Genomic DNA, 860 nt, shown 5'->3' on the forward strand with positions numbered 1-860 from the left:
GCGTTCGCGGCGTTCGCCGACGACTACCGCGTGACCGGACGGTTCGGCGACTGCCTGGACCGCCTCAAGGCACAGCTCGCGGATCCGGTCGGTGACCGGCTGGTCGAGTCGATGCGGCTCGCCCGTGAGGTCGGCGGCAGCGACCTGGGGCGCCTGCTGCGGACTCTCTCTTCGTTCCTGCGCGAGGACGCCCGCACCCGCGCCGAGATGGAGACCCGCCAGAGCTGGACCGTCAACGCGGCCCGGCTCGCCGTGGCCGCACCCTGGGTCGTCCTGGCCACGATGGCCACCCGCCCTGCGTCGCTGCAGCCCTTCGGCACCCCGCTCGGGGCCGTCGTCCTGGCCTCCGGCGCCGTCGTCACGGTGATCGCCTACCAGCTGATGATGCGCATCGGGCGCCTCCCCGAGGAGCGGAGGGTGCTGCGATGAGCTGGTTGGCCGACTGGTCGTGGGCCGGCGCCGCCCTCGGGCTCACCTGGGCCACGGGTGTCCTGCTCGTATGGCGCCGCCTCCCCGCACGGCGCCGACCCACGATCGACGACCGGGTGGCGCCATACCTGCAGGACGTGGCGCTCCCACCCCCTGCGGTGGGCCGAGAGCTCGACGACCGTGGGTTGCTGGCACTCCTGCAGCCCTGGCTCGTGCGCGCCGGGGCCCGGCTGGACCTTGCGCTCGGCGGGCAGGAGTCGGTGCGGCGACGGCTGCAGCGCTCCGGCCAGGTGCCCGACGTCGAGGGCTTCCGCGCCCAGCAGGTGCTGTGGGGCGCCGGGGGAGCCGTCCTGGGCGCGGTCGGGGCCACCGTCGCCGTCGCCCGCGACCGGGGAGCGCTGGTGCCGGCCGTCGTGCTCGTCGTCGTGGCG

At 75.3% G+C, this 860-nt stretch carries 1 protein-coding gene and 1 pseudogene; both read left to right on the forward strand.

Annotated elements, in window-relative coordinates:
* Positions 1-429 (forward strand): type II secretion system F family protein (locus B4K29_RS00705; RefSeq protein WP_414632588.1); only part of this gene is annotated, 429 nt, incomplete at its 5' end.
* Positions 426-860: pseudogene (locus tag B4K29_RS00710) on the forward strand (pilus assembly protein TadB); the annotation flags it as partial. The gene B4K29_RS00705 and the pseudogene B4K29_RS00710, both read left to right, overlap by 4 nt.

It is taken from the genome of Arsenicicoccus sp. UBA6765, assembly GCF_002453335.1.
In the GTDB taxonomy this organism is placed as follows: Bacteria; Actinomycetota; Actinomycetes; order Actinomycetales; family Dermatophilaceae; genus Arsenicicoccus; species Arsenicicoccus bolidensis.